Source organism: Gaiella sp. (genome assembly GCF_035558935.1).
Lineage (GTDB): Bacteria > Actinomycetota > Thermoleophilia > Gaiellales > Gaiellaceae > Gaiella.
Genome location: NZ_DATMBZ010000117.1, coordinates 22,678 through 36,470 on the forward strand (window position 1 = coordinate 22,678; position 13,793 = coordinate 36,470).

At 70.9% G+C, this 13,793-nt stretch carries 13 protein-coding genes; 12 read left to right on the forward strand and 1 reads right to left on the reverse strand.

What is annotated here, in order from left to right; genetic code table 11:
* Nucleotides 1–127 precede the first annotated feature (127 nt).
* From VNM44_RS11590 to trpA, 6 genes are read left to right on the forward strand one after another with little or no spacing between them, the layout of a single operon-like run.
* On the forward strand, nucleotides 128–1,366 hold the full coding sequence (locus tag VNM44_RS11590; protein WP_325626039.1) for an anthranilate synthase component I family protein: 1,239 nt from the start codon (nucleotides 128–130) through the stop codon (nucleotides 1,364–1,366).
* Nucleotides 1,363–1,920, forward strand: coding sequence for an aminodeoxychorismate/anthranilate synthase component II (locus VNM44_RS11595; protein WP_325626040.1), 558 nt, complete (start codon nucleotides 1,363–1,365; stop codon nucleotides 1,918–1,920). Before VNM44_RS11590 ends, VNM44_RS11595 begins: the two co-directional genes overlap by 4 nt.
* On the forward strand, nucleotides 1,917–2,936 hold the full coding sequence (trpD, locus tag VNM44_RS11600) for an anthranilate phosphoribosyltransferase (protein WP_325626041.1): 1,020 nt from the start codon (nucleotides 1,917–1,919) through the stop codon (nucleotides 2,934–2,936). Before VNM44_RS11595 ends, trpD begins: the two co-directional genes overlap by 4 nt.
* Nucleotides 2,936–4,096, forward strand: coding sequence for a bifunctional indole-3-glycerol phosphate synthase/phosphoribosylanthranilate isomerase (locus tag VNM44_RS11605; RefSeq protein WP_325626042.1), 1,161 nt, complete (start codon nucleotides 2,936–2,938; stop codon nucleotides 4,094–4,096). The genes trpD and VNM44_RS11605 overlap by 1 nt, the downstream gene beginning before the upstream one ends.
* Before the next feature lie 50 nt (nucleotides 4,097–4,146).
* Complete coding sequence (trpB, locus tag VNM44_RS11610; RefSeq protein ID WP_325626043.1) at nucleotides 4,147–5,277, forward strand: tryptophan synthase subunit beta; 1,131 nt, start codon at nucleotides 4,147–4,149, stop codon at nucleotides 5,275–5,277.
* Between the two features lie 9 nt (nucleotides 5,278–5,286).
* On the forward strand, nucleotides 5,287–5,991 hold the full coding sequence (gene trpA / locus VNM44_RS11615) for a tryptophan synthase subunit alpha (protein WP_325626044.1): 705 nt from the start codon (nucleotides 5,287–5,289) through the stop codon (nucleotides 5,989–5,991).
* Between the two features lie 121 nt (nucleotides 5,992–6,112).
* On the opposite strand, the gene VNM44_RS11620 is transcribed toward trpA, so the two are convergent.
* Entirely contained in the window at nucleotides 6,113–7,132 is a 1,020-nt protein-coding gene (locus VNM44_RS11620; protein ID WP_325626045.1) for an NADP-dependent oxidoreductase, read from the reverse strand.
* Between the two features lie 151 nt (nucleotides 7,133–7,283).
* Between VNM44_RS11620 and VNM44_RS11625 the strand changes: the two genes are divergently transcribed.
* The 6 genes from VNM44_RS11625 to mgrA all read left to right on the forward strand — a co-directional run bounded on the left by VNM44_RS11625 (nucleotide 7,284) and on the right by mgrA (nucleotide 13,790).
* Nucleotides 7,284–8,483 carry an Ig domain-containing protein gene (locus VNM44_RS11625; protein WP_325626046.1) on the forward strand — a complete coding sequence of 400 codons (1,200 nt, stop codon included), beginning with the start codon at nucleotides 7,284–7,286 and terminating at the stop codon, nucleotides 8,481–8,483.
* Between the two features lie 58 nt (nucleotides 8,484–8,541).
* Nucleotides 8,542–9,084: a YqgE/AlgH family protein gene (locus VNM44_RS11630; protein ID WP_325626047.1), complete on the forward strand. Its 543-nt coding sequence runs from the start codon at nucleotides 8,542–8,544 to the stop codon at nucleotides 9,082–9,084.
* A 219-nt stretch (nucleotides 9,085–9,303) separates the two neighbouring features.
* Nucleotides 9,304–10,380: a sigma-70 family RNA polymerase sigma factor gene (locus VNM44_RS11635; protein WP_325626048.1), complete on the forward strand. Its 1,077-nt coding sequence runs from the start codon at nucleotides 9,304–9,306 to the stop codon at nucleotides 10,378–10,380.
* 147 nt (nucleotides 10,381–10,527) lie between these two features.
* Nucleotides 10,528–10,734 carry a cold-shock protein gene (locus VNM44_RS11640; RefSeq protein WP_325626049.1) on the forward strand — a complete coding sequence of 69 codons (207 nt, stop codon included), beginning with the start codon at nucleotides 10,528–10,530 and terminating at the stop codon, nucleotides 10,732–10,734.
* A 48-nt stretch (nucleotides 10,735–10,782) separates the two neighbouring features.
* Nucleotides 10,783–12,768, forward strand: coding sequence for an acetoacetate--CoA ligase (locus tag VNM44_RS11645; RefSeq protein WP_325626050.1), 1,986 nt, complete (start codon nucleotides 10,783–10,785; stop codon nucleotides 12,766–12,768).
* Complete coding sequence (gene mgrA, locus VNM44_RS11650; protein ID WP_325626051.1) at nucleotides 12,765–13,790, forward strand: L-glyceraldehyde 3-phosphate reductase; 1,026 nt, start codon at nucleotides 12,765–12,767, stop codon at nucleotides 13,788–13,790. The genes VNM44_RS11645 and mgrA overlap by 4 nt, the downstream gene beginning before the upstream one ends.
* Nucleotides 13,791–13,793 lie beyond the last annotated feature (3 nt).

A 13,793-nucleotide genomic window follows, 5' to 3' on the forward strand; every position in this document is an offset into this window, starting at 1 on the left:
ATGGCTTCCTCCCGCACGCATGGCTGGTCGTGGCGCCAGGGGCGAGGCGGGAGCGTGCGCTAGCGCAGAGCGCGACATCCGTTTCGCCCGAGGCCTCCGACGGAGGTCTCTTTCGTCTCAGGGACATATGACCACCGACACGACCATCACGACCGACCTCCTCACCCCCCTCGGGGCGTACCTCCGCCTCCGCGGGATGGGGAGCGCCAGCTTCCTGCTCGAATCGGTCGAGCGCGGCCGCCTCGGCCGCGCGTCGTGGATGGGTGCGGGCTCGCGGCTCGTGACGTTCGACGAGGCCGAGGCGCTCGGCCTGCCCGTGGTCGGCTACCTCGCGTACGACCACGTCGCAAGGCTCGAGCCCACGGTCGAGTTGCCGGACCCGGGCCACGGCTTCCCCGAGAGCCGAGTCGTGGTCGCCGAGACGCTCGTCCGCTTCGACCACGGCGCCGGCACCGCGGAGGTGCTCGCCGGTGACCCGCACGAGGTCGAGGGACGTCTCGAGGCGGGCATTCCGTGGCATCGCGAGACCCGAGGCGTCGCTGGACCGATCGCGCGGACTCCCGACGGCGAGCGCTACGAGGAGATGGTGCGGGACGTGAAGCGGCACATCGTCGCGGGCGACGTCTTCCAGTGCGTTCCCTCGCAGCGAGCCGAGCGCCCGACCTCCGCGACGCCGCTCGAGGTCTACCGCGCCCTGCGCCGCGTGAACCCCTCCCCCTACCTCTTCCTCCTGGAGCTCGACGGCATCGCGCTGGTGGGCTCGTCCCCCGAGCGGCTGGTCGCCTGCGAGAACGGCCGCGCGAGCCTCTGCCCGATCGCGGGCACGACGGAGCCCAGCGAGGGCGACGTCGAGCGGCTCCTCTCCTCGGAGAAGGACCGCGCCGAGCACGTGATGCTCGTGGACCTCGGCCGGAACGACCTGTCGCGCGTGTGCCGCGCAGGAACGGTCCACGTGGCGAGGAGCATGGAGGTGGAGCGGTTCTCCCACGTCTCGCACCTCGTCTCCGAAGTCGTCGGCGAGGTCCGCGACGGCGTGACGCCGTTCGACGTGCTGCGCGCCTGCTTCCCGGCGGGGACGGTCAGCGGCGCGCCCAAGGTCCGCGCGATGCAGTTGATCTCGGAGCTCGAAGGCTTCCGCCGCGGCCCGTACGGCGGAGCGGTGCTCTATTCCCTCCCTGACGGCACCATGGACGCGTGCATCGCCCTCCGGACGACGATCATGCGTGACGGGATCGCCTATCTCCAGGCCGGCGCGGGCATCGTCGCCGATTCGGACCCGACGGCGGAGCACGAGGAGTGCCTGCGCAAGCTCGCCGCCATGGAGGCCGCGATCGATCTCGCGGAACGGGAGGTCGCCGCGCGGTGAAGCTCCTCATGATCGACAACTACGACTCGTTCACGTACAACCTCGTCCACCTGTTCGAGGAGCTCGGCGCTGAGGTCGTGACGGTGAGGAACGACGCGATCACTCCCGGCGAGGCCGTGGAGCTCGCGCCGGACCGTCTCGTCGTCTCGCCCGGCCCGGGGCGCCCCGAGGACGCGGGGGTCTCGATCGACGTGATCCGCGCGCTCGGGCCGACGACGCGCACGCTCGGGGTGTGCCTCGGGCACCAGGCGATCGTCGAGGCGTTCGGCGGCCGGATCGGCCAGGCCCGGGCGCTGCTGCACGGCAAGTCGAGCGTCGTCACCCACGACGGCCGGGGCGTCTACGAGGGCCTTCCCGCGGAGCTCGAGGTCGGGCGCTACCACTCGCTCGCGGCGACGACCGTGCCGTCCGTCCTCCATGTCACGTCGCGCACCGCCGACGACGAGGTGATGGGCGTCCGCCACGCCGAGCTCCCGATCGAGGGGGTCCAGTTCCATCCCGAGAGCGTGCTGACGCCCCTCGGCCCCGCGATGGCGAGGAACTTCCTCTCGTGATCACGCGCGCGATCGCGGAGGTCGTCGACGGCCGGAGCCTGTCGCGCGAGGAGGCGCGCGAGGTGATGTCCGCGATCATGGCAGGCGACGCGACGCAGGCGCAGATCGCCGGGTTCCTCGTCGCTCTGCGCGCCAAGGGCGAGACTGCGGACGAGATCGCGGGCTGCGCCGAGGCGATGCGCGCGCACGTCCTGCCCGTCACCACGAGCCGGGACGATCTGGTCGACGTCGTCGGAACGGGCGGGGACGGAGGCCGCACGCTGAACATCTCGACCGCTGCCGCGATCGTCGCCGCCGCCGCAGGCGCTGCCGTCGCGAAGCACGGGAACCGTGCCGTCAGCTCGGCCTCCGGATCGGCCGACGTGCTCGAGGCTCTCGGTTTCGTCCTCGAGCAGCCGCCGGAGCGGATCGGAGAGTCGATCGACCGGCTCGGCTTCGGCTTCATGTTCGCGCCGTCCCACCACCCGGCGATGCGGCACGCCGCTCCTGTCCGGAGGGAACTGGGCACCCGCACGATCTTCAACGTCCTCGGGCCGCTGACGAATCCTGCCGGCGCCCGCGCGGGCGTCTTCGGCGTCTACTCGGCGGCGCTCGTCCGCACGATCGCCGATGCGCTGGCCCGGCTCGGTACACGCCGCGCGTTCGTCGTGCACGGGTTCGCCGGCATCGACGAGCTCTCGCCGTGCGGGCCGAACCAGGTCTGCGAGGTCGTGGACGCAACCGTGCGCGAGCGCGTGATCGACCCCGCGGAGCTCGGGATCGAGCCGTCCGCACCCGCCGGGTTGACCGGAGGCAGCCCGCAGGAGAACGCTGCCGAGATCCGGTCGATCCTCGGCGGCGACAGGGACGGCCCGAAGCGCGACTCGATCCTCTTGAACGCGGCTGGCGGCATCGCCGCCGCAGGCCACGCCGAGGACCTGCGGGAAGGGCTCGAGGTGGCCCGCCGGACGCTCGAGTCGGGCGCAGCGGCAGCACGACTGGACGAGCTCGTGGCGTTCTCGCGGGAGGCGAGCTGATGGGCCGCTTCGAGGACGCCCTGCGCACGCCCGGCCTCGGGGCGATCGCAGAGATCAAGCGTCGCTCGCCGAGTGCCGGCGACCTCCGCCCCGGCGCCGACCCGGCTCGCATCGCCCCGGCCTACGCAACCGCAGGCGCCGCCGCGATCTCTGTCCTCGTCGACGAGCGTTTCGGAGGGACCTGGGACGACCTCCGTGCCGCGAGGGCGGCCACGGACGCACCGCTTCTCGCGAAGGGCTTCTTCTCGACCGCCGAGCACCTGCGCACGGCGAAGGAAGCCGGCGCAGATGCAGTGCTGCTGCTCCTTCGTGACCTCGACGACGAGGCGCTGCGGGCACTTCAACGCGAGGCTCGAGGTCTCGCCCTCGACACGCTCGTGGAGGCGCACGACGCGGACGAGCTCCGTCGCGCAATTGCGCTCGACGCGCCCGTCGTCGGCGTCAACGCCCGCGACCTCTCCACGTTCGCGATCGACCGCCCGGCGCAGCTGGAGCTCGTCGCGACCGTGCCCTCCGACCGCGTCGTGATCGCCGAGTCGGGGATCGAGTCCCGTGCCCAGGGCGCCGCCGCGGAGCTGGCAGGCGCCGATGCGATCCTCGTCGGCTCGATACTCATGCGGGCGCCCGACCCCGGCGCCAAGCTCGAAGAGCTCCTCTCGCGTCCGCTCGTCAAGGTCTGCGGCCTCACACGAGAGGAGGACGTGGCGGTCGCGGCGGACTCCGGTGCCGACCTGCTCGGCTTCGTACTCGCGCCCGAGAGCCCGCGCGCGGCGTCGCACGTCCTCCCCGTTCCTGAGCAGATGCTCGCCGTCGCTGTCTGGGTCGGCGAGGCAGGGCCGAGCGACGCCGACCTCGACCAGGTGCACACCGTGGAGGCGGGCAAGGTTCGGGGTCGCGACGCAACGCTGCTCCGCGACGGCGAGCCGGTCGCCCGCGTGGTCGACCTTCCATGGGGAGAGGACGATCCCGACCACTGGGAGCGTGCGGCCGCGACCGAAGGCCGCGTCGTGCTCGCCGGCGGCCTCGGCCCCGAGAACGTCGGCGCCGCGATCGCGGCGGTTCGGCCCTGGGCCGTCGACGCCTCGTCGTCGCTCGAGGTGTCCCCTGGCGTGAAGGACCACGACCGCGTTCGCGCGTTCGTCGAGGCAGCGCGGGCGTGACGGGCGGGACGGAACCAAGCCGGGCGAGGCTCAAGCCACGCCCGGAAGCCGTGGTCGAGACGTTCGGCGAGTACGGGGGCCGGTACGTCCCCGAGACGCTGATCCCGGCGCTCGACGAGCTCGCCGCAGCCTGGGAGGAGGCCAAGCACGACCCGGCGTTTCGCGAGGAGCTCGACGAGCTCGGGCGGACGTACGTCGGGCGCCCGTCGCCGATCACCCGAGCCGACCGCTTCGCGCCGGGGAAGCGGCTCTACCTCAAGCGCGAGGATCTGAACCACACGGGCGCACACAAGATCAACAACGCGCTCGGTCAGGTCGTGCTGGCGCGTCGCATCGGGAAGCGCCGGATCATCGCCGAGACGGGAGCCGGCCAGCACGGCGTCGCGACGGCGACGGCGTGCGCACGCTTCGGCCTCGAGTGCGTCGTCTTCATGGGCTCCGAAGACATGCGCCGGCAGGCGCCGAACGTCGAGCGGATGCAGCTCCTCGGCGCCACGGTCGAGCCCGTGGAGACCGGCACGAGGACGCTGAAGGAGGCGACGAGCGCGGCGATCCGTGACTGGATCACGAACGTCGAGACGACGCACTACGTGATCGGTTCGTGCGTTGGGCCGGCTCCGTACCCCGAGCTCGTCGGCGCGCTCCAGTCGGTGATCGGGCGCGAGGCGCGTGAGCAGCTCTTCGAGGCGGAGGGCGCTCTCCCCCAGGTCGTCGTCGCCTGTGTGGGCGGCGGCTCGAACGCGATCGGGATGTTCGCGGGCTTCGTCGACGACGCGGATGTCCGGCTCGTCGGCGTCGAGGCTGCCGGCGCGGCATCGCTCGGCACGGGGCGCACGGGCGTCCTCCACGGGTCGCGCTCCTCGGTCCTCTCGGACGACGACGGGCAGATCGCGGACGCACACTCGATCTCTGCCGGCCTCGACTATCCGGGGGTCGGCCCGGAGCACGCCTGGCTCCGTGACACCGGTCGCGCGACCTACCTCCCCTGCACCGACGACGACGCCCTGGCCGCGTTCGAGCGCTTGACGCGCACGGAGGGGATCATCCCCGCACTCGAGTCGGCGCACGCGCTCGCCGTTGTCGACGGTCTCGACGCCGAGTACGTAGCGGTCTGCCTGTCGGGGCGGGGAGACAAGGACCTCGCAGAAGCTCTCTCCGCCCTGCGGGCGAAGAGAACGTAGGAGCGACCCGTGGAACGGAAGCAGCTCGTGATCTATCTCGTCTGCGAGCCCGAGACGCCGGAGCTCGCACGCGCCGCCGTCGAGGCGGGCGCGGACGTGATCGAGCTTGGCTTCCCCTTCTCGGACCCGCTGGCAGACGGGCCGGTGATCCAGCGCGCGTCCGAGCGCGCGCTCGCGCGCGGGATGCGAACGCCACAGTGCCTCGAGTGCCTCGCTGCGACGCGCGCGCTCGTCGGGGACGCACCGATCGTCCCCATGACCTATGCCGCGCTGCTCGAGGCGTACGGCTGGGACCGATTCGCGGCCGACGCCGCGTCGCACGGCGCAACGAGCCTCATCGTCTCGGACGTCCCCGCCGGCCAGCGGCCGGAGCTCCGCAGAGTCCACCTCGTCGCTCCGACGTCGACCGACGAGCGCATTCGCCTCGCGGCATCGACGACCGACGGCTGGCTCTATCTCGTCACGCTCACCGGGACGACGGGCGCTCGGGCCGAGCTCTCCTCCGCGCTCGCGGGGCTCGCCGAGCGCGTGCGCCCCGTCGCTGAGGGTGTTCCTCTGTACGCCGGCTTCGGGATCTCGACGCCGCAGCAGGCCGCGGCAGCGGCCGGGCTCGTCGACGGCGTGATCGTCGGCTCTCGGGCCGTCCAGGTGGCCGAGGAGGGGCCGGGGGCGCTCGCCGACTACGTCGCGACGCTCCGCGCTGCGCTCGACTGACGGTCTCAGTGGTTCACGCGAACGCGCTTGCCGCAGCGCACGCAGCGCGCCCGCCGCTGCGTGAGGAAGAACCGTTTGCCGGCCGGAACGCGGTGGCCGACCACCCGGCAGAGATAGCGCCTCATGACTCTCCGGGCCCCGGGCCGACTCGGACGAGCATCTTCCCGACGTTCGCGCCCTCGAGCATGCCGATGAACGCCTCCGGGGCACGCTCGATCCCGTCGACGACGGTCTCGCGGTAGCGGATCGTCCCGTCCGCGACGAGCGGACCGACCTCACCGAGGAAAGCGGGGAAGCGGTCGCCGTGGTCGGAGACGATGAAGCCCTGCATCCGGAGGCGCTTCGTCACCACCATGAACATGTTGCGGGGCCCCGGGAGCGCCTCCGTCGCGTTGTAGCGCGAGATCGACCCGCAGGCGACGATGCGCCCGCGGAGCCGCATCGCGCCGATCGCGGCCTCGAGCGTCTCGCCACCGACATTGTCGAAATAGACGTCGACCCCATCGGGCGCGAGCTCTCGCAGCGCCTGTCTCGTCGGCGTCTCCCGATAGTCGAACGCCATGTCGATCCCGAGCTCGCGCAGCCAGGCGACCTTCTCCGGTGTTCCTGCGCTCCCGAGCACCGCGGCGCCTCGCGCACGGGCGAGCTGGGCGGCGATGCTCCCGACGGCGCCCGCGGCGCCCGACACGAAGACGGTCTCCCCCTCCCCGACCTCTCCGATGTCGACGATCCCGACGTACGCCGTGAGGCCCGTCATACCGAGCACGCCGAGCGAGGTCGAGACGGGCGCGAGCTCCGGATTCACCGCCCGGATGCCTCTGCCGTCGAGGACGGCCGCCTCGCGCCACCCGAGGTCGTGCTGCACCCAGGTGCCCTCGGGCCAGCGGTCGTCGCGCGACGCGACGACGACCCCCACGGCACCTCCCCGCATCGGCTCGCCGAGGGCGAACGGCGGCACGTACGACTTCGCATCGTTCATCCGGCCGCGCATGTAGGGATCGACCGAGACGAACGCGTTGCGGACGAGAATCTGACCGTCCGCGGGATCCGGAAGCTCCACCTCGGCCAGCTCGAAGTCCGAGGCGACCGGCGCTCCGCGCGGGCGGGCGGCGAGCCGTATCTCACGCGACCTCGTCGGCACGACACGATCCTATGCCGGTCGCCGTCCTTACGAAATCCTCTCAGAGACGGTGCTACCCTGCCGCGCGGCTTTGTGTGTCGATCAGGTGGCGACCGGGCCCGATTCCGCCGCGCGCGACAGGACCCCGGTCACTGCTGCCGAAGGGAGCTCAATGCGTCGTATCCGCGTTCTCATCCTTGCCGCGGCCGCGTCTTTCGCAGTCCTCGCTTTCGCGGGGAGCGCGTCGGCCGGCGACTTCGCCGACAGCCCGTGTAGCGGCGACCCGTCCAAGATCTGTCCCGCCGCCACCGTCGGCCAGCCCTACTCCGTCCAGTTCACGCTCAAGGAGCCGGGCGATGCTTGCCCGACCTTCCAGGTGAGCTCCGGGGGGCTTCCTCCCGGGCTCACGCTTGCCTCCGACGAGGGGGCTGCGAGAGGAACGCCGACGCAGTCGGGGAGCTACACGTTCTACATCACGGTCTCGTACACCTGCGGGACGGGCGGCAAGGGCCCGGGGATCTTCTCCGACCAGCAGTACACGATCAACGTCAGCGGCGCGGTGCAGCGCCTCGTCGTGACGACACCGTCCCTCCCCGACGCGAGCATCGGCCAGGCGTACACCGCCCCGGCGCTCGCGGCCTCCGGCGGGTCTGTGAGCTCCTGGTCGCTCGCCTCGGGCGCGCTCCCTGCGGGGCTCACGCTCGCCTCGAACGGCGTCATCTCGGGGACTCCGACCCAGAGCGGGACGTTCAGCTTCACGGTGCAGGCAAACGGCTCCCCGAACAACGACACGAGGCCGCTCTCGATCTTCGTGCTTGCTCCGCTCGAGCTCCAGACGCTGGCAGGCAAGAAGCCGCCGGCAACGGGACTGACCGCGAAGGCCGCGGTGAGCGCTGCCCTTACGACAGGGGTGAAGGCAGTCGGAGGCCGCGGTCCCTACGCGTTCACGTCCGAGGGCGTCCTGCCGCCCGGAATCACGCTCAACCCGACCACCGGAGCGGTCACCGGCGCCGGGACCACGGCCGGCCGGTTCACCTCGACCATCACCGTGACGGACGCGACCGGCGCCAAGGCCGCGGTGCCGTGGTCGTTCACGATCCTGCCGCTGCTCGACTTCGCCAAGGGCAAGGGTCTCGCCGCCGGCAAGGTCGGGAAGCTCTACTCGGCGCGCATTCCCGTGAGCGGCAAGGACGCCAAGACGGCGCAGTTCGCGCTCAGCGGAAAGATCCCGCCCGGCCTCGAGCTCGACGAGACGACCGGTCGCCTGACGGGGACGCTGCTCAAGGCAGGCAACTACCGGCTTCGCGTATTCGCGTTCTCCGAGAACGGCGCGCCGGTCTCGAAGGTCTTCCGCATCAAGGTCCGCGCATAGTCGGCGCATGACTCCGTCGCCCGCCCGGGACACGTCCCGGGCGGGCGAGAATGCCGTGGTGAGCTCACTACGGGGACAGCTCCTCGTCGCCGGACCGGCGCTCGAGGACCCGAACTTCCGGCGGACGGTCGTGCTGGTCGGCGAGCACGGCGACGAAGGCGCGATGGGCATCGTGCTCAACCGCGTCTCGGGTGTGCTCGTCGACGACGCCGTTCCACCGATGTCGGCGCTCGCCGGCCCGGACGAGCTTGTTTACCTCGGTGGCCCGGTCCAGCCGCAGGCCGTCGTCGTGCTGGCGGACTTCGCGGATCCGGCGGCGGCGGACACCGTCGTCGAGAGCGTGGGCTTCCTCCCCGGAGAGATCGACGACGTGAGCGAGCTCGGCGAGCTCGCGCGCGTCAGGGTCTTCGCCGGGTACGCCGGGTGGGCTCCCGGGCAGCTCGAGGGCGAACTCGAGGAGGGCTCATGGATCGTGCTCGAGGCGCGAGCCTCGGATGTCTTCACCGATACGCCCGAGCTGCTCTGGGCGGAGGTGCTGCGCCGCGAAGGGCCGGCGCATGCGATTCTCGCCCTCCTGCCCGACGACCCGCGTGTCAACTGAGGCCGGTCCACGGCGAATCGGGGGATATAGCAAGCCAAACGTAAACAATTCGTTCGGAAACGGCCTCTGGGAATGACAGCGGCCGCCCGACCGTTCACACTCTCAGGAGAACGCCGCGCCGCAAGGTGCAAGCAGTGCTGCGCCCGGCGTCCCACCTCAGACACACACCACACCGTGCGGCCCGTCTGCGCCGCGCGCACGAAAGCGAAGCGAGGACACTTGGAGACCAGCATCATCGAGATTCCCGCACTGGACGCGTTCGCCGCCGAGGCGGAGGAGCGCGGCAAGGTCGAGGCCGCCGACCTCGACGCGCTCGTCCTCGAGCACGAGCTGGACGAGGAAGCCGTCACGGCGTTCAAGACGCTCCTTTCGGAGCGTGGCGTCGAGCTGCCCGCGGCGGAGGAGGAAGAGGACTTCGAGCTCGACCTCTCCCCCGGCAGCGGCCCCGTGACGACCGACTCTCTCGGCATGTTCCTGTCGGAGATCGGCCGCTACCAGCTGCTCACCGCCGCGGACGAGATCGCGCTCGCCAAGCGCGTCGAGCGCGGCGACCGGGCCGCGAAGGAGCGGATGATCAACTCGAATCTCCGGCTCGTCGTCTCGATCGCGAAGCGCTATCGCGGGCACGGCGTGCCGTTCCTCGATCTCATCCAGGACGGCGTGATCGGCCTGAACCGCGCGGTCGAGAAGTTCGACTACCGCAAGGGGTTCAAGTTCTCCACATATGCCACGTGGTGGATTCGCCAGGCGTGTCAGCGCTCGGTCGCGAACCAGTCGGCCACGATCCGCGTCCCGGTGCACGTCCAGGAGCGCCAGCAGAAGCTGAACCGCGCGCGGCAGCGGCTCGAGGTCAGCCTCGGCCGCCAGCCGACCACCGAGGAGCTCGCCAAGGCAACCGGCCTGAAGCTGCACCACGTCGAGGAGGCGCTCGATGCCGTCGAGGCGTCGGTGTCGCTCAACCAGGCGGTCGGCTCGGACGGCGACGGCGAGCTCGGCGACCTGTTCGCCGACCGCACGGCCGCCGACCCGGTCGAGGAGGCCGACGAGTCGTTCCAGCGCGAGCGTGTCCGCTCCGCCCTCTCGGGCCTGCCAGAGCGCGAGCGGCGCGTGCTCGAGTTGCGGTTCGGCTTCGACGGCCAAGAGAGCCTGACCCTCGAGGAGATCGGCCGCGTGCTCGAGCTGACGCGCGAGCGCGTCCGACAGCTCGAGAAGTCGGCGCTCACACGCCTGCAGCACGCGCTCGACCACGACTCGCGGCCGCTCAAGAGCCGCCGCGACCTCGCGGAGTCCGCATAACCCGATCGGACTGAGCCGTGGCATCCGCGCCCTGCGCGGATGCCACGGCTGCTACTTTCCCGTCGTTCAACCAGAGCGTGGTCCGGTCGTGCTGTTCTCGCACCTTCCTGCCCGTTCGTGAGTCAAGGCAAGGAGGTGTTTTAGACAATGGCAACCGGAACCGTGAAGTGGTTCGACGACGCCAAGGGGTACGGCTTCATCACCCCTGACGACGGCGGCAAGGACCTCTTCGTCCATTTCAGCGGCATCTCGGGCGAGGGCTTCAAGACCCTTCCCGAAGGCGCGAAGGTCGAGTTCGTAGCCGAGCAGGGCCAGAAGGGCCCGCAGGCGACGAACGTCGTCGTCGCCGGCTGATGCGCGGTCTGGCGCGCCTCCGGGCGCGCCAGGCTACAACTCCCCCTGATGAGCACGGCGCCGCCGATCCTCTGGCATCCCGACGCCGAGCGGACCGAGCGGTCGACGCTCACCCGGTACGCCCGCTGGCTCGCCGCGTCGCGGGGGCTCGAGACCGGCAGCTACGACGAGTTGTGGCGGTGGTCGACGAGCGACCTCGAGGGCTTCTGGGGCTCGATCTGGGAGTTCTTCGAGCTCCAGGCGTCGGCGCCGTACGAACGGGTGCTCGGCTCACGCACCATGCCTGGAGCCGAGTGGTTCGCCGGAGCGCGGCTCAACTACGCCGAGCACGTGTTCCGCAACCGCGACGACGATGAGGTTGCCCTGCGACACGCCTCGGAGCTCCGGCCGCTCGAAGAGACGACCTGGGGTGAGCTCCACGACCTGACGCGGCGCCTCGCAGCCGGCCTGCGCTCGACGGGGATCCGGCCGGGCGACCGGGTGGTCGCGTACCTCCCGAACGTCCTCGAAGCGGTCGCCGCGTTCCATGCGTGCGCGAGCCTCGGGGCCGTCTGGTCGAGCTGCTCACCCGACTTCGGTGTACGGAGCGTCGTCGATCGGTTCGCACAGATCGAGCCACGCGTCCTGCTCGCCGTCGACGGCTACCGCTACAGCGGCCGCGACCACGATCGGCTGGACGTCGTGCAGGCGCTCCAGGAGGCGATTCCCTCGCTCGAGCGCACCGTCGTTCTCGGCTACCTCGACGACGCTCCCTCACTCGACCGGCTGAGACACGCGACGCGCTGGGACGACTTCGTCCGCGAGGGAGACGACGCTCCGCTGACGTTCGCGCAGGTGCCGTTCGACCACCCGCTCTGGGTGCTCTACAGCTCCGGCACGACGGGGCTTCCGAAGGCGATCGTCCACGGCCATGGCGGCATCCTGCTCGAGCTCTCGAAGGAGGTCGGCCTCCACGTCGACCTGCAGCGCGATGACCGGCTGTTCTGGTTCACGACCACGGGCTGGATGATGTGGAATTTCCTGAATGCGGGGTTGCTGAGCGAGGGGTCGATCGTGCTCTACGACGGCAACCCTGGCCATCCGGACCTCGGGACGCTGTGGGACCTCGCCGCGCAGGCAGGCGTCACCTGCTTCGGGACGTCGGCGAGCTACATCGCCGCCTGCATGAAGGCCGGCGTCGAGCCGAGAAAGGGCCGCGACCTCTCGCGGCTCCGGTCCGTCGGCTCGACGGGCTCGCCGCTCGCGCCCGAGGGGTTCGACTGGGTCTACGACCGGCTCGGCCCCGACCTCTGGCTCTTCTCCACGTCGGGCGGCACGGACCTCTGCACCGCGTTCGTCGGCGGCGTGCCGACGCTGCCGGTCTACCGCGGCGAGCTCCAGGCGCGGGCGCTGGGCGCCAACGTAGAGGCGTGGAACAGGGACGGGAAGCCGGTTGTCGGCGAGGTCGGCGAGCTCGTGATCACCGAGCCGATGCCGTCGATGCCCCTCTATCTCTGGGGGGACGAGGACGGCTCGCGCTACCGGGCGAGCTACTTCGAGACTTTCCCGGGCGTCTGGCGGCACGGGGACTGGATCGAGATCACCGAGCGCGGGACCGCCGTGATCAGCGGCCGCTCCGACGCGACCATCAATCGCGGCGGCATCCGGATGGGCACGGCCGAGATCTACCGTGCCGTGCTGTCCCTACCCGAGGTCGTCGACGCCCTCGTCGTCGACCTGCCCCGTGAAGGGACACAGGGATACATGCCGCTTTTCGTCGTTCTCAAGCCGGGCCGCAGCCTGGACGGGGAGCTCGTCGCGAACATCCGCGCGCGGATTCGCGACGACTGCTCCCCGCGGCACGTGCCCGACGAGATCCGGGCCGTCCCCGCGGTGCCTCGGACGCTGTCGGGCAAGGTGCTCGAAGTCCCCGTCAAACGAATCCTCTCCGGGGAGGCGACCGAGCGGGCGGTGAGCCGCGACTCGCTCGTCGACCCGGAGGCCCTGCGACCGTTCGAGGAGCTTGCCGCCTCGGCAGATTGGAGGACGGAATGAGCCATGCAGCCGACGCCGAGCGCTACGAGCGCATGCCCTACCGCCGGACGGGCCGCAGCGGCCTCCTGCTCCCGGCCGTCTCGCTCGGCCTGTGGAACAACTTCGGCGCCGACCGGCCGCTCGAGACGAGCCGCGCGATCGTGGGCCGTGCCTTCGACCTCGGCATCACACACTTCGACCTGGCGAACAACTACGGCCCTCCGTACGGCTCCGCCGAGGAGACGTTCGGGACGCTCCTGGCGACCGATCTGCGGCCGTATCGCGACGAGCTCGTCGTCTCGACCAAGGCCGGCTACGACATGTGGCCCGGGCCGTACGGCGAGTGGGGCTCGCGCAAATACCTCCTCTCGAGCCTCGACCAGAGCCTCCGCCGGATGGGGCTCGAGTACGTCGACATCTTCTACTCCCACCGGTTCGACCCGGAGACGCCTCTCGAGGAGACGATGGGGGCGCTCGATTCGGCCGTCCGGCAGGGGAAGGCGCTCTACGCGGGCATCTCCTCGTACTCGCCCGAACGCACGCGCGAGGCAGCCGAGATCCTCGAGCGGCTCGGCACGCCGCTCCTCATCCACCAGCCCTCGTACTCGATGCTGAACCGCTGGATCGAGGAGGGCCTGCTCGACGTCCTCGGCGAGCTCGGCGTCGGGTGCATCGGCTTCTCCCCACTCGCGCAGGGACTGCTCACCGATCGCTACGTGGACGGGATCCCGGAGGGCTCGCGGATCGACCGCGATCTCTCCCTGGCGGCCGACGCGCTGACCGAGCAGACCCAGGCGAAGGTCCTGGCGCTCCGCGGCATCGCGGAGCAGCGCGGCCAGACGCTGCCCGCGATGGCGCTCGCCTGGACGCTCCGCGACCCCCGCATGACGTCGACGCTGGTCGGCGCGTCGAGCGTCGAGCAGCTCGAGGCGAACCTTCGGGCGCTCGATCGCCTCGACTTCTCGGACGAGGAGCTCGCCGAGATCGACCGCTACGCGACGGAGAGCGACATCAACCTCTGGGCCGAGTCGAGCGACGCGTAGACG

What these genes read in the sequence shown, in the direction of transcription:
- VNM44_RS11590 (WP_325626039.1), top strand. Translation starts at nt 128, where the DNA reads ATGACCACCGACACGACCATCACGACCGACCTCCTCACCCCCCTCGGG.
- VNM44_RS11605 (WP_325626042.1), top strand. Translation starts at nt 2,936, where the DNA reads ATGGGCCGCTTCGAGGACGCCCTGCGCACGCCCGGCCTCGGGGCGATC.
- VNM44_RS11625 (WP_325626046.1), top strand. Translation starts at nt 7,284, where the DNA reads ATGCGTCGTATCCGCGTTCTCATCCTTGCCGCGGCCGCGTCTTTCGCA.
- VNM44_RS11640 (WP_325626049.1), top strand. Translation starts at nt 10,528, where the DNA reads ATGGCAACCGGAACCGTGAAGTGGTTCGACGACGCCAAGGGGTACGGC.
- VNM44_RS11645 (WP_325626050.1), top strand. Translation starts at nt 10,783, where the DNA reads ATGAGCACGGCGCCGCCGATCCTCTGGCATCCCGACGCCGAGCGGACC.
- mgrA (WP_325626051.1), top strand. Translation starts at nt 12,765, where the DNA reads ATGAGCCATGCAGCCGACGCCGAGCGCTACGAGCGCATGCCCTACCGC.